Origin of the sequence: Streptomyces longisporoflavus (assembly GCF_014649775.1) — a bacterium.
GTDB lineage: Bacteria > Actinomycetota > Actinomycetes > Streptomycetales > Streptomycetaceae > Streptomyces > Streptomyces longisporoflavus.
In genome coordinates, this window is record NZ_BMTR01000001.1 from 250,708 (window position 1) to 275,227 (window position 24,520).

A 24,520-nucleotide genomic window follows, 5' to 3' on the forward strand; every position below is an offset into this window, starting at 1 on the left:
GGACGGCGGGAACGCCGAGGACGCCAGGGTCGCCGAGGGCGCCGCGGACGCCGTGGTGAACAACTCATGGTGCCGGAAGCCGAGTTCGCCTCGTACTATGGGCGGCCGATCATCAAGGCGCCGTCCTGGTCCGCCACCGACATCGCCGGCTACTTCTTCCTGGGCGGTCTGGCGGGCGCGGGCTCCGTGCTCGCGGCCGGCGCCCAGCTGACGGGGCGCGGGAGCACGGCCACCGCCATGAAGGTGTCATCGCTGGGGGCGGTGTCGCTGGCAGCGGCGGCGCTCATCCACGATCTCGGCGTGCCGAGCCGCTTCCCGAACATGCTGCGGGTCCTCAAGCCGACGTCACCGATGAGCGTGGGTTCCTGGCTCCTTGCCGCCTACGGTCCCGCCGCAGGGGTGGCGGCGGTCTGCGCGACCACCGGCCGGCTGCCCCGCATCGGCGCCGTGGCGACCGGCGCGGCCGCCGTGTTCGGCCCGGCCGTGGCGTCCTACACCGCCGTGCTCGCGGCCGACACCGCGGTGCCCGCCTGGCACGGGGCCCACCGGGAGTTGCCCTACGTCTTCACCGCGTCCGCCACGGCCGCCGCCTCTGGCATGGCCCTGGTCGCGGGGCCCGTGCGGGAGTCCGCTCCGGCGCGCTGTGCCGCGGTTGCGGCGGCGATGGCCGAGGCCGCCGCGGTGCGGGCGGCCGAGAAACGGCTCGGCATGGTCGCCGAGACCTACCGGCAGGGCCGTGCCGGGCAACTGATGCGCTGTGCCCGGTGGTTGACCGCGGCCGGTGCCGCCGGGGCCGCGGCTCTCGGCGGGCGCAGCAGGACCGCGGCCGTGGCAGGGGGCCTTGCGATGCTCGCCGGGTCGGCCTGTACGCGCTTCGGCGTCTTCGCCGCCGGCATTGCCTCGGCCGAGGACCCCAAGTACACGGTGGTCCCGCAGCGGTCCGACGCCCCGTCCGATACCCGGTCCGATACCCGGTCCGATGCCCGGCCCGAGGTGCCGACGTGCGGCCCGCACGACCACGAAGAATCATGAGGACGAATCATCTGTAAACAGAGGAAAGGGGCGCGACATGCCTGCCGGATCGAACAAGAAGCGTGAACGCCAGTACGAGCACATCAAGGACAGCGTCGAGGACCGAGGAGGCTCGACCAAGCGCGCGAAGGAAATCGCCTCGCGGACGGTGAACAAGGAGCGGGCCCGGTCGGGCGAGTCGAAGACGGCCAGCAAGACCTCCACGCAGGACAAGAAGTCTGCGTACGAGCGCGGCGGGGAGCGTTCGCACAGCGGTGCGCAGGGGCCGACCAAGGACCAGCTGTACGAGGAGGCCAAGAAGAAGAACATCGACGGCCGTTCGTCCATGAACAAGCAGGAGCTCAAGAAGGCCCTCGGCCGCTGAGGGGCCGCTGCCGGGCCGTTGACGTGGCGCCGGCGTGCCGCTGATCGGGTGATTCATCAGGTGCGGCGTGCATGCCGGGAAACGGATGGGGCACCCGAGACGCGGGGTGCGAAGCGTCGGAACGGCCTCGGACGCTTGGCTTCGTCGCCGGTCGGCCGCATTGGGGTGCGGCCGACCGGCGGCCTTCTCCGTCAGGGCTTTCCGTCAGGATCCCGTGAAGGACCCCGTGCAGGGCTTACGGCAGCGGAGTGCCGCCCGTCGCGTTCATGACCTCGGCCGTGATGAAACTGGCGTGACGTGAGGCCAGGAACACGTACGCGGGCGCCATTTCGGCGGGCTGGGCCGGGCGCCCCATCGGTGCCTGCTTCCCGAACTCGGCCGTGTCCGGCAGCGTCGCCGGGATCAGGGGCGTCCATACGGGCCCCGGTGCCACGGCGTTCACCCGGATCCCCTTCTCCACCAGCATCTGGGCGAGCCCCTGGGTGAAGGTGACGATGGCGCCCTTGGTCATGGCGTAGTCGAGCAGGTGAGGGCTCGGCTTGTAGGCCTGCACCGAGGTGGTGTTGATGATCGAACCGCCCGACGGAATGTGCGGCGCAGCCAATTTGCAGAGCCAGAACATGGCGTACAGGTTCGTGCGTACGACGCGGTCGAACTGCTCGGTGGTGATGGAGCCGATCCCGTCCGGCTGGGACATCTGGTACGCGGCGTTGTTGACGAGGACGTCGATGCGCCCGAACTCGTTCACGGCCCGTCCCACCACCTCGCGGCACCGCTCCTCCTCGCGGATGTCGCAGGGGAAGGCGATCGCGGTGCGCCCCGCGTCCTCGACGAGGCGGACCGTCTCACGGGCCTCGTCCGCCTCTTCGGGCAGGTGGGTGAAGAGGACGTCGGCGCCCTCGCGGGCGAAGGCGAGAGCGACCGCTCGGCCGATGCCGGAATCACCGCCGGTCAGTACCGTCTTGGCGCCCTCCAGGAGGCCGCTGCCCCGGTAGGAGTCCTCGCCGTGGTCGGGCGGCGGGTCCATCGGGCCGGTCCAGCCCGGGTGCTCCTGGTTCTGGTCGGGGAAGTCCGGGCGGGGGTGGGCGGTGGTCGGATCCTGGGAGCTTCGGGCGTCATTCATGGTCATGGTCCTCTCTGTCCAGGGGCGGCCTTCGAGGGCCGGGTGCGCCCGATTTCACACTCCGCCGACTCACCGTTGGCCGCCACTCGTGCGATTACGCAGGGCGACTCGGCCGTCCGGAACGGGCGGCCACGAGGGCGCCGCCCGTGCCGGGCCGCCGACGAGTCATCGCAGGGCGTCGCCCGAAAGGAGTGAGTCATCGGTGGGGCGGGCGCCGGGCAGTTGGTGGCTCGCGGCCACCACGGCGGCGTCGATGTCGCTGGTGCCGGTGGCCAGGCACAGGCTGTAGGCGACGTCCTCGTACTCCTGACGGCTCTGAGGGCTTCCCTGGTCGGCCCTCAGGACGGCCAGGGCCTTGTAGCGCTCCAGCAGGTCTTCGAGGACCACGGGGTGGGCCAGCAGCATGAGAATCCTTTCGGGTCTTGCGGTGCGACCATCGCTACGCCCGTGTGCCCCTGCCGCGGAAGATCAATCTGCCCCGGGGCGACGTTCGCGCAGACCCGTTCAGGACGCTGCCGCCGCCGCGGTGTGGGCCGTCGCCGCCTCGCGCAGCGCATGCAGTCCGGCCGCCACCAGCGGATGCTCGGCGCTGCCGCGCCGCACCGCGGCCAGGAACCGGCGCGCGGGAACGGGCGTGCCCCGCAGCGGGACCCGGACGACCGGGTGCCGGGGGAGCGGCACGATCCTCGGCACGAGACAGACGCCGAAGCCCTCGGAGACGAGCGAGGAGACCGCGTACCACTCCTTGACCTGGTGGGTTATGCGCGGCGTGAAGCCGGCCGCCGTACACGCGGCCATCACCAGCGGATAGGTGTCGTTGTTCGCCTTCTTCACGATCCACGGCTGCCCGGCGGCCTCCGCGAGTTCGACTCCTCCCGGCCGGGCGAGCTGGTGCCCCTCGGGCACCAGCAGGTCCTGGAGGTCGGTCAGGAGCGGTGTCTGCTCGAAGCGGGCGTCCGTGACGGGCGGCGCGTCGGGGCCGGGCAGCACCAGGGCCACGTCCGTCTCGTCCGCGAGCAGCATCCGGTAGCACTCGGCGCTCTCCTCCTCGACGAGCAACGACTCCACCAGCGGGTCTGTCTCCCGCAGCCGGGCGGCTGCCGGAGCACCCAGCGCGGCAAGGGCGGAGGAGACCCCGCACAGCCGCAGGGTGCCCCGGATGCCCGAACCCTGCATGGCCAGTTCCGCCCGGGCCGCCTCCCACTGCGCCCGCAGCGCGTCGGCGTGCCGGAGCACGACGTGCGCGGCCGGTGTCAGACGCACACGCCGCCCCTCGGGCCGCAGCAACTCCACTCCCAGGTCACGGGCGAGGAGCCGCAGTTGCTGGGAGACGGCCGAGGGAGTCAGATGCAGGGCCCCGGCGGTCGCGGTGACCGTGCCGTGCTCGGCGAGTGCCCGTAAGACGTGCAGCCGGTGGTCGATCATGAAGGCAAGCCTAAAAGGTTGTGTCCGTTTTCTTTTGCTGGACGTGCATGATCGTGCTGCCGAGCCTGGAGACATGAAGAAGCTCCTGGCCGTCGGCCTCTCCGCCGCTGCCGCGATCCCCGCTCGCGCGATTCCGGCTCCCGCGCTGATGCTCGGCAGCGTGCTGAGCCTGCAGTTCGGGCAGGCCCTGGGCAAGCAGCTCGCCGGAGCGGTCGGCGCGCCGGGCGCCGTGGCCCTGCGCCTGGGGCTTGCCGCGGTGCTCCTGCTGCTCCTGTACCGGCCCTCGCTGCCGCGCACCCGCAAGGACGCGGCGCTGGTCCTGGCCTTCGGGACGGCCATCGCCGGGATGAACCTCATCTATCCCGCACTGCTCCTGCTTCCCCTCGGTCTGGCCAGCGCGCTGCAACTCCTCGGCCCGATCACGCTGGCCGTGCTGACCTCGCGTCAGTGGCGTGACGTGGGCTGTGCCGTCCTGGCCGGGTGCGGGGTATGGCTCTTCCACGTGCCCCACGGCGCCGGCTCCTCGCTCCCCGGAGTGCTGGCGGCCCTGGCGGCAGGAGCGGCCATGGCCGGCTATCTGGTGCTGAGCAAGAAGGCGGGGGCCAGGAGCGCGGGAGGCGGCCCGCTGGCACTGGCGGTGACATGGGCGGCCTTACTGACGCTCCCGCTGGGCCTCGCGGACCGGGGCGCCGGGCTCCTCACTCCGCGGGTTCTGCTGCTGGGGACCGCCCTTGCCGTGCTGTCGGCGGTCATTCCCTACTCGCTGGAGCTGGCGGCCCTGCGCAGGCTGCCGGTCCGGACGGTGAGCGTGCTGACCAGCCTGGAGCCCGCGAGCGCGGGTCTGGCCGGCGTACTCGTCCTCGGCGAGGACCTGGGCCTCGTGCAGTGGGCGGCCCTGGCATGCGTGGGCGCGGCGAGCGCGGGCGTGGTTGCCCCGCGCTCGCCGCGCCGGGGAGGTCGCTTCGCGCGACGGCCGGGCGAGCCGGAAGAGTCAGGCCAGCAGGCCGGCGCGCAGCTTCTTGAGGGTGCCGGTGAGAAGACGCGAGACGTGCATCTGTGAGACCCCGAGCTCGGCGCCGATCTGCGACTGGGTCATCTCCTGACCGAAGCGCAGCTCCAAAATGCGGCGCTCCCGGTCGTCGAGTTCATCGAGCAGAGGTGCCAGCGAATGGAGGTTCTCCAGTGTCTCCATCGCCGGGTCCGGCCCTCCTATCACGTCGGCCAGAGTGCGCGTCGGTGCGGCCGCGCCCTCGCCCCCGTCGGTGGGCGCCTCGAGGGAACCGGCGGTGTAGCCGTTCGAGGCGACGAGTCCGTCTATGACCTCGTCCTCGGTGATGCACAGATACTCGGCGAGCTCCTTGACGGTCGGCTCGTGGTCCAGGCGGCCGCCCAGCTCCTCCTTCGCCCTGGCGAGCTCCACGCGCAACTCCTGCAGCCTGCGCGGGACATGCACGGCCCAGGTGGTGTCCCGGAAGAACCGCTTGATCTCGCCGACGATGTACGGTACGGCAAAGGTGGCGAACTCGACCTCGCGGCTGAGGTCGAACCGGTCGATGGCCTTGATCAGACCGATCGTGCCGACCTGGACGATCTCTTCCATGTCGCCGTTGCCCCGGTTGCGGAAGCGGCGTGCCGCGAACTGCACGAGGGTCAGGTTCATCTCGATAAGGGTGTTGCGCGCGTACTGATATTCGTGCGTGCCCTCTTCCAGGGTCTGCAGCTTGTCGAAGAACATCTTCGACAGGGCGCGGGCGTCCTTGGGCGCCACCTTGTCCGTGTCCTCGATCCAGGGCAGCTCCGCCTCGACGGCGCCGACTGCCTGTTCAGAGATCAGTGACATGTCTCTACCTCCCCTGGTGATTCAAAGCTTCCTCGTACCGCCCCTGCCCCCGCACAAAGGAGGCATGTGCGTTGACCCAATTTTTCTTGCTGCTGGGAAATAGTTGTCTCTGTGCATCGTACGATGTGGGAGGTTGCCCGGCTTCAGCCAGGCATTCGCCCGAGCCTGACAGCTCCGGCCGCCGGTGTGACTACTCGGGCGCCCCGTGGTGGACTGAGCGCAGGCCCCCGCGCCGAAGACCGGCTGACCGGGGGTGCTGTCGGCCGGGCTTCAACTTCGGTGTGGCTTAACGAGAAGCAGGATCACGTGGACAGATTCGCTGCCGTCGAGCGGGCGCTGCGCAAGGCAGCTCCCCATTTGCTGCTTGATGTCGTGACGGGGGCGCTGCGGGAGCAGTACGGGGTCGAGCGGGCGGAACTGCGGCTCGCCGACTACGGCTTGACCACCCTTCAGAGGGTGGAGGACGTGCCGTTCACCACGGAGCCGGTGTCGCTCCGGGACAGTCCGCAGGGCAGGGCGTTCGGCGCCCAGGAGCCCTACGTCGAGCCGAAGGCCGTGCAGGGCATGGCCACGGTCCACATGCCGGTGAGCGTCCGGGGGGACCGGATGGGCGTTCTCACCGTCACGCTGCCCGAGGAGAACTGCACCCGGGCGCATCTGGCGGAGATGCAGCACATCTGCGAGGCGCTGGGCCACGAGATCATGGTCGCCGAACGCGACACCGACCTGTACGTCCTCGCGCGCCGGGCCACCCGCCTGACGCTCGCCGCCGAGATGCAGTGGCATCTGCTGCCGGGGCGTTCGGTGTCGCGTCCCGAGTTCTCGCTGGGCGCCCATCTGGAGCCCGCGTACGCGATCTACGGCGACAACTTCGACTGGTCGGTCTCGGCGCACCACCTCACGCTCACCGTGACCAACGGCATGGGCCAGGGGATGGAGGCGGCGCTGCTCACCAATCTCGTGGTGAACGCGCTGCGCAACGCCCGCCGTGCGGGACTGGAACTCGCCGACCAGGCGCGCCTGGCCGACCAGGCCGTCTACGCGCAGTACCGCGGCGAGCTGCACGCCTCCGTCCTGCTGCTGCGGGTCGATCTCGGCACCGGCGAGATCGATGCCGTCGATGCCGGGTCCCCCCGCATGTGGAGGCTTCGCGGGCGGTCGGTCGAGACCGTCGACTTCGACGCGCAGCTTCCGCTGGGAATGTTCGAGGAGACGGCCTACGTCGCGGAGCGCCTTCGGCTTGAACCGGGCGACCGTGTCCTGGTGGGCAGCGACGGGGTCTTCGACGGCGTATCCAAAACGGGAGAGCGGTACGGGGAGCGGGCCCTCGCCCGGTCGATGTCCGCGCATCGCCTGTTGCCTGCCCCGCAGGTGCCGCAGGCCGTGCTGCGCGATCTCGGAGAGTACCGGGGGTCGCTGCCCCTGGACGATGACGCCCTGGTGGTCTGCCTCGACTGGTTCGGACGGCAGTGATACTCCGGCGAGGGTCGGCCTGAGCGCTCGGCGGCGGTCAGCCTGCCGAGCGCCAGGTTCTGGCTCCGTCGCTGTCCTGTCCGGGCGCGGCCGCGACGTCACGAAAGGCTCGGAGTCCTTCGAGCAGGGCCCGCCTCGCCTTGGGCGGCATGGCGTCGATGGTGGCCATCAGAATGCCTTCGCGTCTCTTGCGCAGGTCGGTGAGGTAAGCCCGGCCGAGGCTGGTCAACCGCAGCTCCAGCTCCCGTCTGCTGACCGGGCTCGGCGTGCGCTCGATCAGGCCGGTGGCCTGGAGCCGGTCGCACAGGCGGCTCACCGACGGCGGAGCCGACTGCAGGGCCTCGGACAGCATCCGCAGGTTGATGCCGTCCTCGCGGTCCAGGGCGTACAGCACGCGCAGCTGGGACGGGGACACCGGTCCGGTCGGCACGGCTTCACGTCCCTGCTCCCACATGACCTCGATCAGCTCGACGAACTCGGAACCCGCATGAGCCGCATCCCGGGACCTGCGATCGGGTTCGGGACTCAGACCCATATCGATGACACTCCGATCGACGTCGTCTCTCTCGTACATCTTGCCACCGGGGCACGGCCCACACACCGAGACCTAATCGGCTGACGAGGAAACGCGGGTCGCGGAGAGCGAATACCGTGCTTGCGGCGTGCGGCAGCCCCGAGAATGCGCGGCGACCCCGTCGGACTTCTTTCCGTTGACGGGGCACGGTGCGACGAGAGCGCTGATGGTGCACGCAACACCGGAGCGTCTCGGCGCCGACGGTTGTGCCAGGAAGCATAGTGGAAACCGCCCCGGTCTTCGCCGACCGGTCGCAGATTCGAGGAAGCCGGGAGCCCGCGGGCGCGTGCCACACCTCCCCGTTTGCCTTCTCACCTGGCGATCCTGCTTCGCCGACGTATCGGCGTCCGGCATCAAGAACGCGTAAAGACTGCCGGGATGCGGCAGTGCGCCGACGCCGGCCCGCGGACCAGGATGGCCCTGGCAGGAACGGGGGGCGAGGTTCCGGTGCCGGCCGCGAAAGCGTGCCCGGCACCGGAACCCGAGCCGCAACGGGGGGCGAAGGGGGTGGCCGGGGATGGGGGAGTTCCTGCACTCCGTGGCAGGATTCCCGGCCATCCTCTTCAGCGCCGCCCTCCCCGTGGTCCTGGGCTTCTGGCTGCTCGTCGCCCTCGGCTGCGCCGATGCCGACAGCTTCGACTCGGATCTGGACGCCGGCGCGGTGGGCCTGGGCGGCGTGCCGGTGGCGGTGGCGGCGTCCCTGCTGACGGCAGTGGGCTGGATCACCAGCCTGAGCGGCTCGATCCTGATCGGGCGCGCTGCCCCGGCCGGACTGGTGCACGCGGCCGCGGATGTTGTTCTTCTCATTGCCTCCCTCTTGCTCGCCTGGTGCGTGACGCGCTGCTTCGTACGTCCGCTGGCCAGGCTGTTCTCCGGCGGATCAGCCCGGACCTCGTCCCGCGACGCGGCGCTCGACCCGGGGCCGCGCGCCGATCACGGCTGATCCGCGGCAACTCGGCGTCGATCAGGGTCAGTCGGCGGGAACGCAGATACGCGCCGCCGCATGCCCTCGTACATGAGACGTCAGATCTTCTGTCTGAGGGGCCGACGCTCAGCACGCGGCTCCCATGTCGCCTGTTCGCCGCTCGCGCCACCGCTTCCGCGCTGATCTCGATCGCGATGATGGACGAGATCTGCCCGCCCTCGTCGCTCTGCCGTCCTGTCGCCCTGCCGTCCTCGCCGCACTCGCAGGCCGTCCGCGTAAGACCGGCGGCACGCGGGTTCCCGCCGAGACCGCCAAGCCCGCCGCGCCCGCCACGCCTTCCGAGAAGAGAGATCCCCCATGCAGCGAAGAGCCCCCTTCGCCCTGCTGTCCGCCGCTGCCCTCGCCATCACCGCCACCGTTACCGCACACGGCGCCCCCGCCGTCTCGGGCGCCCTGACCTCCCGTGACCTGACCACCAACGGAGTGGGCTCGCCCTACTACCGGATCCCCGCGCTGACCACCTCGGTCAAGGGCACGCTGCTCGCGGCCTACGACGCCAGGCCCAGCCGGGGCGACCTGCCGGGCAACCTCGGCGTCGTGCTGCGCCGGAGCACCGACGGCGGTGCGACGTGGAAGGCGCAGCAAGTGGTGCGCAAGGACGCCGCGCCCAAGGGGCACGGCGACCCGAGTCTGCTCGTGGACCGTACGACCGGCCGGATCTTCGTGTTCTACGCCTCCTCGGTGAACCGGGGTTTCGCGGGCTCGGGCACCGGCAACGACGAGAACGACCCGGACATCCTCCAGGCCGACTACAGCTACTCGGACGACGACGGCGTGACCTGGACCCACCGCCGCATCACCAAGCAGATCAAGGATTCTTCCTGGGCGGGCATGTTCGCGTCGTCGGGCGAGGGCATCCAACTGCGGCACGGTCCGCACGCGGGCCGGCTGGTCCAGCAGTACGCCATCCGTATCGACGGGGCCAACTACGCGGCCAGCGCCTACAGCGACGACCACGGAGCGACCTGGAAAATGGGCCATCCGGTCGGTCCCGGCGGGGACGAGAACAAGACCGTCGAGCTGTCGGACGGCACGATCATGCTCAACAACCGTTCGAAGCCCTACCGGACGATCGCGTACTCCTCTGACGGCGGGGTCAACTACACCCCGTTCAGACAGGACACCGAGCTCACCGACCCCGCGAACAACGCCTCGATCATGCGGTACAACCCCGGGGTACCGGCCTCGCACCCGCAGTCCTCGTGGCTCCTCTTCAGCAATACCGAGGACGCGACGACGCGGCGCAACCTCACCGTGAAGATGTCCTGCGACAACGGCGAGACCTGGCCGATCAGAAAGGTCGTCGTCCCCGGCCGCGCGGCCTACTCGACGCTGACGAAGCTGCCGGGCGGTCGCGTCGGGCTGCTCTACGAGCGCGGCGACTACGCGCACATCACGTACGCGTCCTTCGATCTGGACTGGCTGGGCGGCACCTGCGCCGACATCACGATCGCTCCGCCCACGGCCCTGAAGGCGAAAGCCAGGGCGGAAGTCGAGGTCCGGGTGGTCAACCGGATGGACGAGCGGCGCGCCCAGGGCACCCTCGATCTCACCGTGCCCGATGGTTGGACGGCGCGTCAGGTCGCCGTGCCCGCGCTCGACCCGGGCGAAGGAGCCACCGTCGGGGTCCCGGTCACCGTGGCCCCGGACGCCTCGGGCAGCGTCAGGCTCACCGCGACGTACCAGACCGGCGGCAAGCGGGCCTCGGGCAGCGCGACGGTGGCGATCACTTCGTAGCCGGTTGCAGGCGTGAGTGGATGCCGTCGATGCGGGTCCGCTGATGTCCGTCGTCGAGGTCTTCGCGTACGCGGGCCATGGCGGCCCGGAACGCGTCGAGGACCTCGCTGAGCAGGTGGCTGTCGAGCGAGGCGTAGAGCGCGAGGTGGAAGGCGCGGTCGGTGGAGCGGGCCACCCGGTCGTCGCGGGCCTCTCGCCGGCCGCGGGAGCGGGCCTCGGTAATCGGTGACACCGCCCGCATCTGACACCGGCGCCCCAGCCCTCGCATCCCGGCCGTTCCCGGCGGCGGGAGCAGGCGATGCGTGGTGTTCTGGTTCCTATGAGCAGTCCCGAGGAGCAGACGGACCGTCCCGAGGAGCAGACGGACCGTCCCGAGGAGCAGACGGACCTGAGCGGGGCGAGCCGCGGCGTGCCCGCGGCGGATCCCCCCTCCAGCCGACGCTGGTGGGCCCTGGCCGTGATCGCGCTCGCCCAGCTCATGGTGGTCCTCGACGCGACCATCGTGAACATCGCGCTGCCCTCCGCGCAGCGCGAGCTGGGCCTGACCAACGGCAACCGCCAGTGGGTCATCACCGCCTACACGCTGGCCTTCGGCGGGCTGCTGCTGCTCGGCGGCCGCATCGCCGACCTCGTCGGCCGCAAGCGCACCTTCATCATCGGGCTCGTCGGCTTCGCCGCGGCCTCGGCCCTCGGCGGCGCCGCCACCGGGCCCGCCATGCTCTTCGCCTCCCGCGCCCTGCAAGGCGTCTTCGCCGCGGTCCTCGCCCCGTCCGCGCTCTCGCTGCTTACCACCACCTTCACCGACGGCAGGGAGCGAGCCAAGGCGTTCGGGATCTACGGCGCCATCGCCGGCGCGGGCGGCGCGATCGGCCTGCTGCTCGGCGGCATCCTGACGGAGTACCTGGACTGGCGCTGGTGCCTGTACGTCAACGTGCCCATCGCCGTGCTTGCCGTCTTCGGCGCGATCTCCCTGCTTGAGGACCGCGAGGGACACAAGGAGGCCCGCCTGGACGTCCCCGGCGTGCTCCTGGGATGCGGAGGGCTCATCGCCGTCGTGTACGGGCTGAGTGAGGCGGAATCGCGAGGCTGGACATCGGCGATGGTTCTCGGCCTGCTGATCGGCGGCGTCGTGCTCCTTGCCGTGTTCGCGTGGTGGCAGACACGCACGACGCGCCCCCTGCTGCCGCTGCACATCGTCAAGGACCGCAACCGCGGCGGCTCGATGCTGACCATGGGACTCGCCACGATCGGCATGTTCGGTGTGTTCCTCTTCATGACGTACTACCTGCAGAGCATTCTCGGCTACTCACCGGTGAAGACCGGGTTCGCCTTCTTCCCCATGTCGCTGGCCATCATCGTCGGTTCGACGCAGATCTCGGCCCGGCTGCTGCACCACGTCCCGCCCCGGCTCCTTATGGGGCCGGGACTGCTGCTCGGGGCGGTGGGGCTGTTCACGCTGACGTTCCTCGGCACCGAATCCAGCTACGCCGGGCACATCCTGCCCGGCCTGCTGATGCTGGGCCTCGGCCTGGGTCTCACCTTCATGCCGGTGATGGCGACGGCCACCGCGGGGGTGGCCCCCAAGGACGCGGGCGTCACATCGGCGACGGTCAACACCGCCCAGCAGGTGGGCGGTTCCATCGGTACGGCACTCCTCAACACCATCGCGACGACGAGCACCGCCACGTATCTCACGTCGCATCTGGCAGGACCCGCCCGGACCGGGCAGCTGACGCCCGAGCGCAAGGCCCAGATCGTCGACTCCGGTGTGGTGCACGGTTTCACCGTGGCCATCGGGTGGGCGGCCCTGATCATGCTCGCGGCCTCCGCGGTCGCGTTCCTGCTGGTCAACGCCCCCGCGCCGCGGCACCGCCCGGACGGTGCCGGGACACCTGAGGTGACCTCGGTCTGACGGGCTTCAGGGCCCGCGGTCGCTTTTCAGGTTCGGCGGGCCGCCCGGCGGGCACCCGATGACGCGAACCATGCGTCCGGTCGACCCGGGAGGCGGGTGGTACGGCGCGCCGTTACGTTGAACGTGACCCGTCACTCGTCCGCTGAAGCCCCGCGCCTTCGCCGGGCCGGCCGTCCCCCTCGTAAGGAGCAGCCATGGGCGACCCCGCGGTGACCCCGACCGCAGCCGCCGAACCCCCCTCCGACGCCGAACTCCAGGATCTCGAACGGTATTGGCGGGCGGCCAACTACCTCTCGGTGGGCCAGATCTACCTCATGGACAACGCCCTTCTGCGGCGGCCCCTGGAGGTCGAGGACATCAAGCCGCGGCTGCTCGGCCACTTCGGCACCTCGCCCGGCCTCAACCTGGTGCACGCCCACCTCAACCGGGTCATCAAGGCGCGCAACCTGGACACCGTCTGCATCTGGGGCCCCGGCCACGGCGGGCCCGCGGTACTGGCCAACTCCTGGCTGGACGGCACGTACACCGAGACCTACCCCGACGTCACCCGCGACGGCGAGGGAATGGCCCGGCTCTTCCGTCAGTTCTCGTTCCCCGGCGGAGTGCCCAGCCATGTCGCACCCGAGACACCCGGCTCCATCCACGAGGGCGGCGAGCTCGGCTACTCCCTCTCGCACGCCCACGGCGCCGCGTTCGACAACCCGGACCTGCTGTCCGTGTGCGTCATCGGCGACGGAGAGTCCGAGACCGGGCCGCTGGCCGCCTCCTGGCACTCCAACGCCTTCCTCGACCCGGTGCACGACGGCGCGGTCCTCCCCATCCTGCACCTGAACGGCTACAAGATCGCCAACCCGACGATCCCGGCCAGGCTTCCCGAGAGTCAGCTCGACGAGCTGATGCGCGGCTACGGATACGAGCCCGTGCACGTCACCGGCGACGACCCCATGACGGTCCACCGCGATTTCGCCCTCGCCCTCGACCGCTGCCTCGACAGCATCGCCGAGATCCAGCGCACCGCCGGGGCCGCCGGAGAAACCGAGCGTGGCAAGGACGCCCCCGCACCGCGCTGGCCCATGATCGTGCTGCGCACCCCGAAGGGCTGGACCGGCCCCAAAACGGTGGACGGCAAGCCGGTGGAGGGCACGTGGCGGTCCCACCAGGTGCCGCTGTCCAACGTCAGGGAGAGCGCCGAGCACCGCCGCCAGCTGGAGGAGTGGCTGCGCTCCTACCGGCCGGAGGAACTCTTCGACGACGAGGGACGCCCGGCTGCCGGTCTCGTCGACATCGCCCCGCAGGGCAACCTGCGCCTCGGCGCCAACCCGCACGCCAACGGCGGGCTGCTCCTGCGCTCGCTGCCCCTGCGGCCGCTCGAAGAGTTCGCGGTCGCCGTGGACAAGCCCGGCGGCAGCATCAACGAGCCGACCCGGGTACTCGGCGGCTACCTGCGGCAGGTGATGGCCGACACCGCCGAACGACGCGACTTCCGGCTCGTCGGCCCGGACGAGACCGCCTCCAACCGGCTCGACGCGGTCTACGGCGCGTCCGGAAAGGCCTGGCAGGAGGAGATCTACGACGTCGACGAGCATCTCTCCCGGCACGGGCGCTCGATGGAGATCCTCTCCGAGCACACCTGCCAGGGCTGGCTGGAAGGCTACCTCCTTACGGGACGCCACGGGCTCTTCTCCTGCTACGAGGCGTTCGTGCACATCGTCGACTCGATGGTCAACCAGCACATCAAGTGGCTGCGCACCACCCGCGAGCTGCCCTGGCGGGCGCCGATCGCCTCGCTGAACTACCTGCTGACCTCCCATGTGTGGCGGCAGGACCACAACGGTTTCTCGCACCAGGACCCCGGATTCATCGGACACGTCCTGAACAAGAGCCCCGAGGCGGTACGGGTCTACCTGCCGCCGGACACCAACACGTTGCTCTCCACCGCCGAGCACTGCCTGGCCTCACGCGACTACGTCAACGTGATCGTGGCCGGCAAACAGTCCGGCTTCGACTGGCTGAGCCTGGACGAAGCACGGGAGCACTGCGCGCGGGGTGCCGGGGTATGGACCTGGGCCGGCAACGAGACGCGCGACCGGGAGCCGGACGTCGTACTGGCCTGTGCCGGGGATGTGCCCACCCTGGAGATCCTCGCGGCCGCGCTCCTGCTGCGCACGTACCTGCCGGAGCTTTCGGTGCGCGTGGTCAACGTGGTGGACGTCGCGCGGCTGATGCCGGAGGGGGAGCACCCGCACGGCATGCCCGACGCCGAGTTCGACGCGCTGTTCACCCGTGACAAGCCGGTCATCTTCGGCTTCCACGGCTACCCGTGGCTGGTGCACCGCCTTGCCTACCGGCGCGCGGTCCACCCGCACATCCACGTCCGCGGATACAAGGAACGCGGTACGACCACGACGCCCTTCGACATGGTGGTCGCCAACGACCTGGACCGCTTCCGCCTTGTCATGGACGTCATCGACCGGGTGCCTGGCCTGGGCGTCCGGGCGGTCGAGGTGCGCCAGCAGATGGAGGACAAGCGGCTGAGCCACCGCGCCTACGTGCGCACCCACGGCGTCGACCTGCCGGAGGTGCGGGACTGGTCCTGGCAGGACTGATCAGGACTGATCGCTCACGCTGCTCAAAGCCACGTTGTCGCCAGCCAGCCGGTCACGCACGCGGCGAGAAGGAGCGTGATGTTGAGGGCGATCCGGCGGTCGCCGAGGCGGAGGTGGACCCTGGTCGCGCCGATCTGCAGGACCACGAACCCGACGGCCGCGACCAGGGCCAGCCAGGGCGCGATGCCGGTCAGCGGCGGCAGGATCAACCCGATCGCCCCGAGCACTTCGATCGCCCCGATGGCCCTGACGGCGGGCATCGGCGTGCTGTCCACCCAGGCCATCATCGGCCGCAGCTGCTCACGGCTCCGCACCAGCTTCACCCCGCCTCCGTAGAGGTAGAACAGGCAGAGCAGGCCCGCGAGGATCCAGTAGGCGATGTTCATGCCTTCCCGCCAGCGGCGAGGTCGGTGACGGGTTCGGTGACGGGCTCGGTGGCGTAACGGCTCATCACGCGGATGTTCGCCTCGGGAGTCAACGCCTGCCCGTCGGCGATCATCGCTTGCAGGTCCCTGAAGTACTGCACGTACAGATCCGGCGTGAAGATGCTGAGCATCACGGCCCGCTGGTCGGTCGTGTTGGCGAAGGTGTGCGGTGCGCCGGGCGGAACCATCACGAGCGTTCCGGCGGTCGCGTCGTACTCCTTCTCGCCGACCGTGAACCGCACGGTGCCGGAGATGACGTAGAAACCCTCGTCGTGCCGGGCGTGCCGGTGCTGCGCCGGTCCGGGCGTGTGCGGCGCGAGGATCGACTCGGCGAGTCCGAGGCGGTGCTTGGTGTTGCCGCCGTCCTCGAGGACGCGCAGCCGCGTGGTGCCCAAAACTATCGTCTCGCCGTCGCCCGGCCCCACCACCGATACGGCGGGGTGGTTCGCCGGGGTCAACGCGTCACTCGTCATTGGTTCGTCACTCATGCTCCGATCCCACATCCGGGGCGCAGCCGGCGTCCAAGACCTGTTCCGTGATCCCGATACCCAACGGGTATCGTCGCAGCATGGAGCTACGCGCGCTGCGTTATTTCGTGGCGGTGGCCGAGGAACTGCACTTCGGCCGGGCCGCGGTCCGCCTGCACATGAGCCAGCCGCCGCTGAGCCGGGCGATCAAGCAGCTGGAGACCGAGATCGGCGCCGCGCTGTTCGACCGGGCGCCCGCCGGTGTCACGCTCACCCCGGTGGGTGCGGTACTGCTCGACGAGGCGCGGGCCCTGCTCGAACAGGCGGAGCGGGTGCGCGAGCGCGTGGCCGCCGCGGCCGGCGCCGCGACCCTCACCGTCGGCATCCTGGGGGACAGCACCGACCCGGGCGTGACCCGTCTTGCCGGTGCCTACCGCCGGAGGCACCCGCGGGTCGAGATCCGCGTCCGCGAGACCGACCTGACCGACCCGACCTGCGGACTGCACGCCGGCCTTGTCGATGTCGCCCTGACCCGGGGGCCGTTCGACGAGACGGGCCTGACCGTGCACGAACTGCGCGCCGATCCGGTGGGCGCTCTGCTGCGCACCGACGATCCGCTGGCCCGCCGCGACAGCCTCGGGCCGGCCGATCTGGCCGACCGCCGCTGGTTCGTCTTCCCCGAAGGCACCGACCCGCTCTGGCAGGCGTACTGGAACGGCGGAGAACCTCGCCGGGGCCCGGTGGTGCGCGCCGTCGTGGAGTGCAAGCAGGCGGTTCTCTGGAACGGCACCGTCGGCATGACCCTCCTGGACCACGAACCGGGGGACGGGCTCCAGGTGGTGCCGTTGCGCGACATGCCGCCGAGCCGCGTGGTGGCGGCATGGAAGGAAGGCGACCCGAATCCGCTGATCCGCTCGTTCGTACAGACCGCGATCGCCGCCTACCGTGACGGGACAGGCGGAGGTGCCGGACGTGGCGAGTGAGGCCGTCGGCCAATTCCGTGCCGCGTCGTCGCCGAACAGTGCAGACTCGCTGCATGGCGGACATGCGGGCGTTCCGGGACGCGGTGAGCGACTGGGCGGCGGGCGGCCCCGGCGGGCCGGCGGGCGATCTGGCCGAACGGGTGGGGGTGCGCACCGCGGTGCTGCTCGAAGGCCCCAGTGATCTCGCGGCCGTTGAGGCGCTGGCCGCACGGCGCGGTCGTGACCTGGCCGCCGAAGGTGTGTGTGTCGTGTCGATGGGCGGGGCGATGAGCATCGGCCGCTACGCCGAACTCCTCGGACCGCCCGGCCTGGACCTGCGCCTGGCGGGACTGTGCGACGAGAACGAGCAGCGGTTCTACGACCGCGGTCTGGAGCGGGCAGGGGCGCCGCACCGGGACTTCTTCGTGTGCGTGTCGGACCTGGAGGACGAACTCATCCGAGCCCTGGGCACCGCCGCGGTCGAGGAGGCCGTACGGGCCGAGGGCGACCTGCGGGCCTGGCAGACCTTCGTGCGCCAGCCCGCACAGCACGGCCGCTCCCGGCAGCAGCAGTTGCGGCGCTTCCTCGGCACGAAGAAGGGCCGCAAGATCCGCTACGGCAGCCTCCTCGTCGAGGCCCTCGACCCGTCCCGTACCCCGGCCCCGCTCGACGGCCTCCTCGCTAGCCTGTGAGGCGGCGACGCTGTGTCGCGGCGAGCCGGTGACGCGGCGAGAGCGGACCTGACCGGCCGTCGTCCCGTGCCTTCGCCGGCTTCGTCAACTTCGTCCGTGACCGGGTAACCGAGTGGGCCTACGTTTGCCGATTAGGGCTTGGGGGGAACCGATTGAGCGCAAGCTACGGTTATGGACCGATTGACCATCCGGGAGAGCGTGTCCGACAACCCGCCGTTCCTCACGCTGGTCCTGTCCGGTGAACTGGACGTCGTCAACGTGGGCAAGCTGAGCGACACCGTCGTCTACGAACTCGAGGCGGGCCAGCGGCATCTGCTGATAGACCTCACCGGGGTGACCTGGTGTGACAGCGGCAGTCTCTTCGCTCTCCTCGGCATGCGGCACGCGGCCGGCCACGCCAGCGGCAGCCTCTCGCTCACCGCGGCGAGCGACTGCGTCCATGAGGCGCTCGGTCTGACCCGGCTGGTGGAGCTCCTGCCGTTCATCGAACCTCGATAGCCGTGTGCTCCTTGCCGCTTGCCGCTTGCCGCGGTGAGCATGCGGGCCGGTGTCTACCAGCGCACCGGCACCTCACGCAGGCTCCGCATGAGACTGGTGCGCCACCGCGGGGTGCCGTCACCGTCGAAGTCCAGGCGGGGGAAGCGGTCAAGCAGGGCGCGCAGGGCCAAGGTCGCCTCCAGGCGGGCCAGTGGGGCGCCCAGGCAGTGGTGGAGTCCGTGCCCGAAGGCGAGATGGGCGCGGGTCGTGGCCGGGTCCCGGCGGATGTCGAACCGTTCGGGGTCGGGGAAGCGCGCGGGATCGCGGTTGGCGGCGGCGATGGAGAGCACGACGCGCGCGCCCGCCGGTATCCGGACGCCGCCGAGGTCGATGGGTTCGGCGGCGTAGCGGTACGTACCCGCCGGCGCGGGCGACTCGTAGCGGAGCGTCTCCTCCACGGCGCCTTGCAGCAATCCGGGGTCGGCACGGAGGGCGGCGAGCTGCTCGGGATGGCCGAGCAGCAGGTGTACGGCGCCGGCGATGAGGTTGACGGTGGTCTCGTGCCCGGCGACGAGCAACAGGAAGGCCATGCCGAGGAGTTCCCCGGGTGCCAGCCGGTCGCCGTCGCCCCCGTCGTGGGCGCGGACCAGGGCGTGCAGCAGGTCGCTCTCCGCCGCGTCCGGCAGCTGCCGCTTCTTCTCCGCGAGGCCCGCGAGGTAGACGGCCATCTCCTGTGAGGCGCGGGCGGACTCCTCCGCGTCGTCGAGGGAGACGACCTTCGTGGACCACTCCCGGAAGGCGGTCCGGTCCGCTTCCGGCACGCCCAGCAGCTCGCAGATGATGGTGAGCGGCAGGGGATAGGCGTATGCGGCCACGAGGTCGGCGCGGCCGTCGGCGGCCACGGCGTCCAGGAGCGCGTCGGCCGCCTCCTGGATGCGGGGCCGCAGTGCCTGGACGCGGCGTGCGGTGAACTCGCGGGCCACCAGGGTCCGCAGGCGGGTGTGGTCGGGCGGGTCGACCTGGAGCATGTTGCTGCCCACGGCGTACAGCCCGTCGTCCTCGAAGTCGGCCGAGTGCCGCACGTCATTGCGCAGCCGGGGGTCGGCGAACGCGGCGCGTACTTCCTCGTGCCCGATCACGAGCCACGACTCGTCCCCGGTGGGGAAGCGTGCGTGGTGGACCGCTCCGCGGGAGCGCAGGGCGGCGAAGGCGGAGTATGGGTCGGCGGTGAAGTCGTCGGTGAAATCGGTGAGTCGGACGGTGGCGTGCTGGTGCTGCGTGGGCATGGACGGCTCCCGGACAGAAATGGGGACAGCTCCCCGTTTACGCGTCAGGGGTGACCGTAACATGAAGTGGGGGCAGCTCCCCGTTTGTGGTCCGCGTACCGTCAGGTCGATGGAGCCCACGCGACGGACCGCCGCCCGAGTCATCTGCCTGGACGCTGCCCAGCGCCTGCTTCTCATGCGCTGGCGTGACCCGTTCGACGGGGCCTGGCTCTGGGAGCCGCCCGGCGGCGGCATCGAGCCGGGGGAGACGCCGCTGATGGCCGCGCGGCGTGAACTGGCCGAGGAAACCGGCCTCGACCCGGCCGCCGTGGTCGACGGCCGGTCCGTGCCGGTCGCTCGTGATGTGCGGTGGAACGGCCGGCAGTACACCGGGACCGAGTGCTTCTTCCTCGCCCGGTTCGCCGAGGAGCAGCCTCCGCTCGCGCGTACCGGCCTGCTCCCCGAGGAGCGGGAAAGCCTGGACACGCACGTATGGATCGCGTGGTCGGAGCTGGGCTCGCTGCCCGACCCGGTGGAGCCGCCGCAGTTGCTTGCCGTGCTCGGCGCCCTGGCACCGGACGGCCCGTGGCCGCGTGGTGAACGCCGAGCTTCGTGAGGTGAGTTGGCCGCGAAGGGCGTACGCGCGGCAGCGGGTCAGAAGGGCATACGGCCCCGGCTGCGCCGACCGGCCGAGCCGCTGCGGCTCACGGCCTTGGAACTGCTGCGGAACGGCTTGCTGAAGATCCGGCCCAGGATGCCGGGAGCCTTGCTGCCGGCGCGCGAACCGGCACCCAGGGTGCGCTGGGTGCCGCGCTCGGGGTGCCGCGAGAGACGGGGCACGAAGAAGGCGAGGACCGCCAGGACGATGCAGACAGCGACTATGCCGACAATGATCACGAAGGGCTCCCTGTGTCGAGCTGTGCCGGGTGGTGCCGAGTTGTGTCGAGGCGTTCCTCCCGAGTGCCCTGCCGTACGGCGTGTATGCGTCCCGGCGGCCTGACCGCCGGGACGCCGTCGCACTGTCACCAGTGGTGGATCACCCGGTGATGGAACCCGTGAACTCCGGGAAGTCCAGGTTGTAGTCGTCGCTGTTGCGCTGCACGATGACGACGACCTTCTTGCCGTACTTCGTCTCGAGCACGTTGTCGTTGGTCTTCGTCGCGCTCACCCCTGGAGCCAGCCGCCCTTCGAGCGGTGCGCCCCCCTTCTCGAACGCGGTCTGCGCCGCCTCACCGCCATTCGTCGCGCCCTCGACGATGAGAGACAGGTCGTCGAGGGCGACGGCGGACTTGCCCGAGTTCGTCAGCTTCAGCTTCACGCGGAAGTCGGTGTTGCCCGGCTCCGCGGACTCCATCAGCTCGGAGTCGTGGTCCGTGAACACCTTCGCCTCGGTGACGGAGACCTTCAGTCCGTCCGGCCAGGTGTATGACCCGCCGAACTTCAGGCCCGTCGCCTTCTTCTCGGTTCCGTCCGCTGCGCTGTCGGCGCCCTCGTCGGAGCAGTGCTTCATCCAGTCGGCCTGACTGATGCCGCTGTCGCCGCAATCGACGTCCTTCGCCGAGGAGCCCTTCGAGCCGCCGGACGACTTCGCGTCGGCCTTGTCGCCGCCGTTGCCGCCGTCACTGCCGCCGCACGCGGTCAGAGCGGCGAGCAGCATGGCCGTCGCAGCCGCGGTCGCGGCCGTAGTAGCGCGAACGCGCATATGTCCCCCCATGGTTGATCCCGGCGGAACACGTTATGCCACATGCGATTGAAGTGTGCACAATGTCATCAGGTCGTGATCCATCCAGCGTGCAGACCCGGACCTCGCCGACCCGGACCTCGGCGCCCCGCATCTCACCCTCACGCCGCTGTCGCCTCGATGAGGAAGTACGGGTCCGCCCGCGGCAGCGGGGTCACCGAGGCCAGAGAGAGGCCCGCCCGGCGGCACAGGTCCTCGAAATCGGCCCGCGTCCGTTCCCTGCCGCCCACGTTCACCATCATGTTCAGGTCGGTCAGATACGTGAGCCCCGCCGTACCGGCGTCGACGACCTCGGGCAGCACCGGCTCCACGATCAGTACGCGTCCTGCGGGCGGCATCACCTCGCGGCAGTGGGCCAGGATCGTGACCGCCTGCTCGTCCGACCAGTCGTGCACGATGCTCTTCATCAGATAGACGTCCGAGCCCGCGGGAACCGAGTGGAAGAAGTCGCCGGCCACCGGCGAGCATCGCGCCGTGAGCCCCTGCCGCTCCAGCGTCGCCGGCGCCCGGGACAGGCCCTCCTCGGTGTCGTAGATGACGCCGGTCAGTTTCGGGTGCTCCCTGAGCACCGCGCTCAGCAAGGTGCCGTCACCGCCCCCGACGTCGGTCACGGAGCCGAAGCGGCCGAAGTCGAAGGCGTGCGGCAGGACGGTGGCCGTCGCCATGACGGCCTGGCTCATGGCCGCGTTGAACTCCGCGGACAACTCCGGGAACTCCTTGAGGTGACCGAAGAAGTCCTTGCCGAAGATCGCGTCGAACGCGACGTCACCGGTCCGGACACTGTCGTCCAGGCGTTCCCAGGCCCGCAGCATCGTCGGCTCGGTGAACATGCGCACCAGTGATGTGAGCGAGTCCGGACGGCGGGAGTCCAGGGGCGCGCCCGCGGGGGTCACCGAGAAGGAGCCCGCGGTGTGTTCGCGCAGCAGGCCCAGGCTCGCCAAGGCGCGCAGCAGCCTGGTCATGGGCTGGGTACGCGCTCCGGCGTCGGCGGCCACTTCGGCTGCCGACCGCTCCTTGTCGCCGATCAGTTCCATCACCCTCAGCCGGACCGCCGCGCGGACGGTCTGCGCGGCCAGACTCCCGAACACGAGCCGTGCCACCAGTTCACGGTCGCCTTCGGTGTCCTTCGGCGCGGCCCCGCTCGCAGTGGCCCCGCTCGCCGTGGTGTCGTCGTCCGTCATCGTTGCTCCCCTTCCGTATGCCGGGCAGGCGTTGTGCTCCCGCCTCGGCTCGTGGTCTCCACCATGCGGGTGTCGGCAGGGGCCGTATTGGACGAATGTTCCCGCCACCCGGGCATGTCCGGATGTGACAGGGAATCGTCATTGCGGCCATGGGCGGCGGCGCCGAGGATGGGTGCATGCCCACTCCGCAACGAGTCGTCATCGCGGTCTTCCCCGATGTCGACCTCCTCGACGTCACCGGCCCGGCCGAGGTCTTCGCGCTGGCCAACCGGGAGACCGCGGGCCGCGCCGGTTACGAGGTCCGCCTCGCCGGGCCGCTCGCCGGTGAGGTCCGTACGTCGGCGGGCGTGCGGATCGTGGCCGACCTGGGCTTCGACGAGGTCCGGGGGCGGGTGGACACCCTGCTGGTGCCCGGTGCGGTCGACATGACCGACGAGGGCCCCAGCGCCCGTATCGACCCCGATGTCGTGGAGTGGGTGCGGGCCACCGCCCCGCAGGCCCGCCGAGTGGCGTCGGTGTGCGTGGGCGCGCACGTGCTCGCCGCGGCGGGGCTCCTGGACGGCAAGACGGCGACCACGCACTGGTCGACCGCCGCCCAACTGGCCGCCGAGCACCCGGCCGTCACGGTCGACCCCGACCCCATCTTCGTACGCACCGACCGGGGCCGGCTGTGGACCGGGGCGGGGATCAGCGCCTGCCTGGATCTGGCTCTGGCCCTGGTGGCCGAGGACCAGGGCGAGGACGTGGCCCTTTCGGTGGCCCGGCAGCTGGTGATGTACCTCAAACGCCAGGGCGGCCAGAGCCAGTTCTCGGTGCCGCTCAGCCGCCCCGCCTCGGCCCGCCGCGACATCGACGAACTGCGCCTCTGGATCGCCGAGCACCTGGACGCCGACCTCTCGGCGGCGGCACTGTCGGAACGGATGTGCCTGAGCGAGCGGCACTTCGCCAGGGTGTTCAAACAGGAGACGGGTACGAGCCCGGCCGACTACGTCGAAGCCGCCCGCGTAGAGGTGGCGCGCCGCCTGCTGGAGACCACCGACGGCCCGCTCGACCAGGTCGCCGCCGCTGCCGGGCTCGGCTCGGTCGAGACGCTGCACCGGGCCTTCAACCGGCAGCTCGCCACCACCCCGGCGGCCTACCGCCGCCGCTTCCGCGTCCAGACCGCCTGACCCCCTTCACCCGACACCAACACCAACACCCTCCGGGCATGCGGGCGAGCCCCGCGGCTTCGCCATGCCGCATGCCGTGACGCACCGCGAAACACGAAAGGCCCCCAATCATGAGCACGCACAGCACGCACAGCACGCACACGCACACGCAGACGGACCAGCCCTCCGCCCCGTCCACGCCCTCCACGACGCTGCGCGACGTGATCGGCCTGGACAGCCGGCCGCCCCGGCTGGGCGAATCCGCCCTGATCATGATCGACTTCCAGAACACCTACCGCAGCGGCGTCATGGCCCTGGACGGCGCCGAGACCGCACTCGCGGCGGGCGCCCGCCTCCTGCGGCGCGCCCGCGCCGAAGGCACCCCGGTCGTCCACATCCTCAACGACGGCGGCGAGAACACCCCCTACGACATCCGCGCCCACATCGGAGCCATCAGCGACGAGGTCGCCCCCATGGACGGCGAGGCGGTCGTGGTCAAGCAGTTCCCCAACTCCTTCCACGCCACGGAGCTGGAGAAGACGCTGACCGACCTGGGTTTCGCCGCGGGCAGCGGGCGGGATCTGGTCCTCGCCGGCTTTATGACACACATGTGCGTCAACTACACGACGCAGGGAGCCTTCAATTTGGGTTACCGCCCCACAGTCGTCGCCGAAGCCACCGCCACCCGCTCCCTCACCGCCCCGGACGGCACCGTTCTGCCCGCCGCCGCGCTTCAGTCCGCCGCTCTGACCAGCATCATCGACCTGTTCGGCATCGTCGTCCCCACCGTCGACGAGCTGCCCGCCTGAGCGCTGTCCCGGGGCGCGGGACGCCACGGGTGGCGAATTCGGTGACGTAGGACACGTCATTACGGGGCTTTGTTCTGGGTAAGCGCGGCATGATCGCCTGGGCTGATGCCCGGGAAGCAACACCGGAACAACGGAGGTAACCATGTCCTCGAAGCGACGTCGCAAGAAGAAGGCCCGCCGCAAGAACGGCGCGAACCACGGCAGCCGCCCCCAGTCCTGAGGACGGGCGTGGCACTCGGGGGCGGCACCAAGCGGTGCCGCCCCCGAGGCGTTCTCCGGGCG

Annotated in this window: 26 protein-coding genes and 1 pseudogene; 15 read left to right on the forward strand and 12 right to left on the reverse strand. The window is 70.5% G+C overall.

All coding sequences use genetic code 11. From position 1 onward, the window contains the following. Positions 1–66: 66 nt before the first annotated feature. Both nrfD and IE226_RS01190 read left to right on the forward strand, forming a co-directional pair. Positions 67–1,032 carry an NrfD/PsrC family molybdoenzyme membrane anchor subunit gene (gene nrfD, locus IE226_RS01185; protein WP_229870293.1) on the forward strand — a complete coding sequence of 322 codons (966 nt, stop codon included), beginning with the start codon at positions 67–69 and terminating at the stop codon, positions 1,030–1,032. A gap of 37 nt (positions 1,033–1,069) precedes the next feature. Continuing rightward, complete coding sequence (locus IE226_RS01190; RefSeq protein WP_190079019.1) at positions 1,070–1,396, forward strand: plasmid stabilization protein; 327 nt, start codon at positions 1,070–1,072, stop codon at positions 1,394–1,396. 235 nt (positions 1,397–1,631) lie between these two features. Here the strand turns inward: IE226_RS01190 and IE226_RS01195 are convergent, their stop codons facing one another. The 3 genes from IE226_RS01195 to IE226_RS01205 all read right to left on the reverse strand — a co-directional run bounded on the left by IE226_RS01195 (position 1,632) and on the right by IE226_RS01205 (position 3,944). After that, positions 1,632–2,525, reverse strand: a complete 894-nt coding sequence (locus IE226_RS01195) for an SDR family oxidoreductase (RefSeq protein WP_373306837.1) — start codon at positions 2,523–2,525, stop codon at positions 1,632–1,634. A 159-nt stretch (positions 2,526–2,684) separates the two neighbouring features. Continuing rightward, complete coding sequence (locus IE226_RS01200; RefSeq protein WP_190079021.1) at positions 2,685–2,924, reverse strand: DUF5133 domain-containing protein; 240 nt, start codon at positions 2,922–2,924, stop codon at positions 2,685–2,687. A 99-nt stretch (positions 2,925–3,023) separates the two neighbouring features. Continuing rightward, a complete protein-coding gene (locus tag IE226_RS01205; protein WP_190079022.1) occupies positions 3,024–3,944 on the reverse strand; it encodes a LysR family transcriptional regulator in 921 nt (306 codons plus the stop codon). Positions 3,945–4,017: 73 nt separating this feature from the next. Between IE226_RS01205 and IE226_RS01210 the strand changes: the two genes are divergently transcribed. After that, the gene (locus tag IE226_RS01210; protein ID WP_229870294.1) at positions 4,018–5,004 is read left to right on the forward strand and encodes an EamA family transporter; all 987 of its coding nucleotides are present in this window, start codon (positions 4,018–4,020) and stop codon (positions 5,002–5,004) included. Here IE226_RS01210 and IE226_RS01215 read toward each other — a convergent pair. Further along, positions 4,936–5,784: an RNA polymerase sigma factor SigF gene (locus tag IE226_RS01215; RefSeq protein WP_190079023.1), complete on the reverse strand. Its 849-nt coding sequence runs from the start codon at positions 5,782–5,784 to the stop codon at positions 4,936–4,938. The two genes, IE226_RS01210 and IE226_RS01215, sit on opposite strands and share 69 nt — an antisense overlap. Positions 5,785–6,090: 306 nt before the next feature. On the opposite strand from IE226_RS01215, the gene IE226_RS01220 reads away from it, so the two are divergent. Continuing rightward, positions 6,091–7,257 (forward strand): PP2C family protein-serine/threonine phosphatase, encoded by a 1,167-nt coding sequence (locus IE226_RS01220; protein WP_190079024.1) that lies wholly within the window; start codon positions 6,091–6,093, stop codon positions 7,255–7,257. 37 nt (positions 7,258–7,294) lie between these two features. On the opposite strand, the gene IE226_RS01225 is transcribed toward IE226_RS01220, so the two are convergent. After that, positions 7,295–7,792 carry a MarR family winged helix-turn-helix transcriptional regulator gene (locus tag IE226_RS01225; RefSeq protein ID WP_190079025.1) on the reverse strand — a complete coding sequence of 166 codons (498 nt, stop codon included), beginning with the start codon at positions 7,790–7,792 and terminating at the stop codon, positions 7,295–7,297. Between the two features lie 556 nt (positions 7,793–8,348). Between IE226_RS01225 and IE226_RS01230 the strand changes: the two genes are divergently transcribed. Both IE226_RS01230 and IE226_RS01235 read left to right on the forward strand, forming a co-directional pair. After that, positions 8,349–8,774: a hypothetical protein gene (locus tag IE226_RS01230; RefSeq protein ID WP_190079026.1), complete on the forward strand. Its 426-nt coding sequence runs from the start codon at positions 8,349–8,351 to the stop codon at positions 8,772–8,774. Between the two features lie 339 nt (positions 8,775–9,113). Further along, entirely contained in the window at positions 9,114–10,553 is a 1,440-nt protein-coding gene (locus tag IE226_RS01235) for an exo-alpha-sialidase (RefSeq protein ID WP_190079027.1), read from the forward strand. Here IE226_RS01235 and IE226_RS01240 read toward each other — a convergent pair. Then, positions 10,543–10,746, reverse strand: a pseudogene (locus IE226_RS01240) (GntR family transcriptional regulator); the annotation flags it as partial. The gene IE226_RS01235 and the pseudogene IE226_RS01240 overlap by 11 nt on opposite strands. Positions 10,747–10,872: 126 nt before the next feature. On the opposite strand from IE226_RS01240, the gene IE226_RS01245 reads away from it, so the two are divergent. Then, a complete protein-coding gene (locus IE226_RS01245) occupies positions 10,873–12,465 on the forward strand; it encodes an MFS transporter (RefSeq protein ID WP_190079028.1) in 1,593 nt (530 codons plus the stop codon). A gap of 194 nt (positions 12,466–12,659) precedes the next feature. After that, positions 12,660–15,071 (forward strand): phosphoketolase family protein, encoded by a 2,412-nt coding sequence (locus IE226_RS01250; RefSeq protein ID WP_190079029.1) that lies wholly within the window; start codon positions 12,660–12,662, stop codon positions 15,069–15,071. Positions 15,072–15,094: 23 nt separating this feature from the next. Here the strand turns inward: IE226_RS01250 and IE226_RS01255 are convergent, their stop codons facing one another. Continuing rightward, a complete protein-coding gene (locus IE226_RS01255) occupies positions 15,095–15,457 on the reverse strand; it encodes a DoxX family protein (protein ID WP_190079030.1) in 363 nt (120 codons plus the stop codon). Beyond that, positions 15,454–15,984, reverse strand: coding sequence for a cupin domain-containing protein (locus IE226_RS01260; RefSeq protein WP_190079031.1), 531 nt, complete (start codon positions 15,982–15,984; stop codon positions 15,454–15,456). Before IE226_RS01260 ends, IE226_RS01255 begins: the two co-directional genes overlap by 4 nt. Before the next feature lie 80 nt (positions 15,985–16,064). Between IE226_RS01260 and IE226_RS01265 the strand changes: the two genes are divergently transcribed. From IE226_RS01265 to IE226_RS01275, 3 genes are all read left to right on the forward strand, one after another. Next, positions 16,065–16,946, forward strand: coding sequence for a LysR family transcriptional regulator (locus tag IE226_RS01265; RefSeq protein ID WP_190079032.1), 882 nt, complete (start codon positions 16,065–16,067; stop codon positions 16,944–16,946). 53 nt (positions 16,947–16,999) lie between these two features. Continuing rightward, complete coding sequence (locus IE226_RS01270) at positions 17,000–17,617, forward strand: TOPRIM nucleotidyl transferase/hydrolase domain-containing protein (protein WP_190079033.1); 618 nt, start codon at positions 17,000–17,002, stop codon at positions 17,615–17,617. 171 nt (positions 17,618–17,788) lie between these two features. Beyond that, positions 17,789–18,115, forward strand: coding sequence for an STAS domain-containing protein (locus IE226_RS01275; RefSeq protein WP_190079034.1), 327 nt, complete (start codon positions 17,789–17,791; stop codon positions 18,113–18,115). Between the two features lie 53 nt (positions 18,116–18,168). On the opposite strand, the gene IE226_RS01280 is transcribed toward IE226_RS01275, so the two are convergent. After that, positions 18,169–19,380, reverse strand: coding sequence for a cytochrome P450 family protein (locus IE226_RS01280; RefSeq protein WP_190079035.1), 1,212 nt, complete (start codon positions 19,378–19,380; stop codon positions 18,169–18,171). A 109-nt stretch (positions 19,381–19,489) separates the two neighbouring features. On the opposite strand from IE226_RS01280, the gene IE226_RS01285 reads away from it, so the two are divergent. Continuing rightward, on the forward strand, positions 19,490–19,975 hold the full coding sequence (locus IE226_RS01285; RefSeq protein WP_190079036.1) for an NUDIX hydrolase: 486 nt from the start codon (positions 19,490–19,492) through the stop codon (positions 19,973–19,975). Between the two features lie 38 nt (positions 19,976–20,013). Here IE226_RS01285 and IE226_RS01290 read toward each other — a convergent pair whose 3' ends face one another. From IE226_RS01290 to IE226_RS01300, 3 genes are all read right to left on the reverse strand, one after another. Beyond that, complete coding sequence (locus IE226_RS01290; RefSeq protein WP_190079037.1) at positions 20,014–20,256, reverse strand: DUF6411 family protein; 243 nt, start codon at positions 20,254–20,256, stop codon at positions 20,014–20,016. 139 nt (positions 20,257–20,395) lie between these two features. Next, positions 20,396–21,061 (reverse strand): hypothetical protein, encoded by a 666-nt coding sequence (locus IE226_RS01295; RefSeq protein ID WP_190079038.1) that lies wholly within the window; start codon positions 21,059–21,061, stop codon positions 20,396–20,398. Positions 21,062–21,201: 140 nt separating this feature from the next. Then, on the reverse strand, positions 21,202–22,281 hold the full coding sequence (locus IE226_RS01300; protein WP_190079039.1) for a methyltransferase: 1,080 nt from the start codon (positions 22,279–22,281) through the stop codon (positions 21,202–21,204). Positions 22,282–22,457: 176 nt separating this feature from the next. Between IE226_RS01300 and IE226_RS01305 the strand changes: the two genes are divergently transcribed. The 3 genes from IE226_RS01305 to IE226_RS45185 all read left to right on the forward strand — a co-directional run bounded on the left by IE226_RS01305 (position 22,458) and on the right by IE226_RS45185 (position 24,458). Further along, a complete protein-coding gene (locus IE226_RS01305; protein WP_190079040.1) occupies positions 22,458–23,450 on the forward strand; it encodes a GlxA family transcriptional regulator in 993 nt (330 codons plus the stop codon). Positions 23,451–23,560: 110 nt separating this feature from the next. After that, entirely contained in the window at positions 23,561–24,238 is a 678-nt protein-coding gene (locus IE226_RS01310; protein WP_190079041.1) for a cysteine hydrolase family protein, read from the forward strand. 142 nt (positions 24,239–24,380) lie between these two features. Beyond that, a complete protein-coding gene (locus IE226_RS45185; RefSeq protein WP_370443954.1) occupies positions 24,381–24,458 on the forward strand; it encodes a 50S ribosomal protein bL37 in 78 nt (25 codons plus the stop codon). Positions 24,459–24,520: the final 62 nt, after the last annotated feature.

What these genes read in the sequence shown, in the direction of transcription:
- IE226_RS01210 (WP_229870294.1), top strand. Translation starts at nt 4,018, where the DNA reads ATGAAGAAGCTCCTGGCCGTCGGCCTCTCCGCCGCTGCCGCGATCCCC.
- IE226_RS01310 (WP_190079041.1), top strand. Translation starts at nt 23,561, where the DNA reads ATGAGCACGCACAGCACGCACAGCACGCACACGCACACGCAGACGGAC.
- IE226_RS01205 (WP_190079022.1), bottom strand. Translation starts at nt 3,944, where the DNA reads ATGATCGACCACCGGCTGCACGTCTTACGGGCACTCGCCGAGCACGGC.
- IE226_RS01230 (WP_190079026.1), top strand. Translation starts at nt 8,349, where the DNA reads ATGGGGGAGTTCCTGCACTCCGTGGCAGGATTCCCGGCCATCCTCTTC.
- IE226_RS45185 (WP_370443954.1), top strand. Translation starts at nt 24,381, where the DNA reads ATGTCCTCGAAGCGACGTCGCAAGAAGAAGGCCCGCCGCAAGAACGGC.
- IE226_RS01265 (WP_190079032.1), top strand. Translation starts at nt 16,065, where the DNA reads ATGGAGCTACGCGCGCTGCGTTATTTCGTGGCGGTGGCCGAGGAACTG.
- IE226_RS01275 (WP_190079034.1), top strand. Translation starts at nt 17,789, where the DNA reads ATGGACCGATTGACCATCCGGGAGAGCGTGTCCGACAACCCGCCGTTC.
- IE226_RS01300 (WP_190079039.1), bottom strand. Translation starts at nt 22,281, where the DNA reads ATGACGGACGACGACACCACGGCGAGCGGGGCCACTGCGAGCGGGGCC.
- IE226_RS01235 (WP_190079027.1), top strand. Translation starts at nt 9,114, where the DNA reads ATGCAGCGAAGAGCCCCCTTCGCCCTGCTGTCCGCCGCTGCCCTCGCC.
- IE226_RS01305 (WP_190079040.1), top strand. Translation starts at nt 22,458, where the DNA reads ATGCCCACTCCGCAACGAGTCGTCATCGCGGTCTTCCCCGATGTCGAC.
- IE226_RS01215 (WP_190079023.1), bottom strand. Translation starts at nt 5,784, where the DNA reads ATGTCACTGATCTCTGAACAGGCAGTCGGCGCCGTCGAGGCGGAGCTG.
- IE226_RS01190 (WP_190079019.1), top strand. Translation starts at nt 1,070, where the DNA reads ATGCCTGCCGGATCGAACAAGAAGCGTGAACGCCAGTACGAGCACATC.
- IE226_RS01225 (WP_190079025.1), bottom strand. Translation starts at nt 7,792, where the DNA reads ATGGGTCTGAGTCCCGAACCCGATCGCAGGTCCCGGGATGCGGCTCAT.
- IE226_RS01255 (WP_190079030.1), bottom strand. Translation starts at nt 15,457, where the DNA reads ATGAACATCGCCTACTGGATCCTCGCGGGCCTGCTCTGCCTGTTCTAC.
- IE226_RS01280 (WP_190079035.1), bottom strand. Translation starts at nt 19,380, where the DNA reads ATGCCCACGCAGCACCAGCACGCCACCGTCCGACTCACCGATTTCACC.
- IE226_RS01260 (WP_190079031.1), bottom strand. Translation starts at nt 15,984, where the DNA reads ATGAGTGACGAACCAATGACGAGTGACGCGTTGACCCCGGCGAACCAC.
- IE226_RS01285 (WP_190079036.1), top strand. Translation starts at nt 19,490, where the DNA reads ATGGAGCCCACGCGACGGACCGCCGCCCGAGTCATCTGCCTGGACGCT.
- nrfD (WP_229870293.1), top strand. Translation starts at nt 67, where the DNA reads ATGGTGCCGGAAGCCGAGTTCGCCTCGTACTATGGGCGGCCGATCATC.
- IE226_RS01250 (WP_190079029.1), top strand. Translation starts at nt 12,660, where the DNA reads ATGGGCGACCCCGCGGTGACCCCGACCGCAGCCGCCGAACCCCCCTCC.
- IE226_RS01195 (WP_373306837.1), bottom strand. Translation starts at nt 2,525, where the DNA reads ATGACCATGAATGACGCCCGAAGCTCCCAGGATCCGACCACCGCCCAC.
- IE226_RS01200 (WP_190079021.1), bottom strand. Translation starts at nt 2,924, where the DNA reads ATGCTGCTGGCCCACCCCGTGGTCCTCGAAGACCTGCTGGAGCGCTAC.
- IE226_RS01295 (WP_190079038.1), bottom strand. Translation starts at nt 21,061, where the DNA reads ATGCGCGTTCGCGCTACTACGGCCGCGACCGCGGCTGCGACGGCCATG.
- IE226_RS01245 (WP_190079028.1), top strand. Translation starts at nt 10,873, where the DNA reads ATGAGCAGTCCCGAGGAGCAGACGGACCGTCCCGAGGAGCAGACGGAC.
- IE226_RS01270 (WP_190079033.1), top strand. Translation starts at nt 17,000, where the DNA reads ATGGCGGACATGCGGGCGTTCCGGGACGCGGTGAGCGACTGGGCGGCG.